The 245-nt window shown below is 62.0% G+C and carries 1 protein-coding gene; it reads left to right on the top strand.

What is annotated here, in order from left to right; translation table 11 throughout:
- Nucleotides 1–245 (top strand): acyl carrier protein (locus IF45_RS31855; RefSeq protein ID WP_157846496.1); only part of this gene is annotated, 245 nt, incomplete at both ends.

Genomic DNA, 245 nt, shown 5'->3' with positions numbered 1-245 from the left:
GATGAGCGTCGTGAGGTGTTGCTGGATCTGGTGCGTGGTCAGGTTGCGGTGGTGTTGGGGCATGCGGGTGTGCAGTCGGTGGATCCGGGGCGTGCGTTTCAGGATCTGGGTTTTGATTCGTTGACCGCGGTGGAGTTGCGGAACCGGTTGGGGAAGTCGACGGGGTTGCGGTTGCCGGCGACGGTGGTGTTCGACTATCCGACGGTCAACGCGTTGGTGGGGTATCTGCTGGAGGAGTTGTTCGG

Origin of the sequence: Streptomyces albidoflavus (assembly GCF_000719955.1) — a bacterium.
Classification (GTDB): domain Bacteria; phylum Actinomycetota; class Actinomycetes; order Streptomycetales; family Streptomycetaceae; genus Streptomyces; species Streptomyces albidoflavus.
This window is presented reverse-complemented; position numbering and strand designations above follow the sequence as displayed.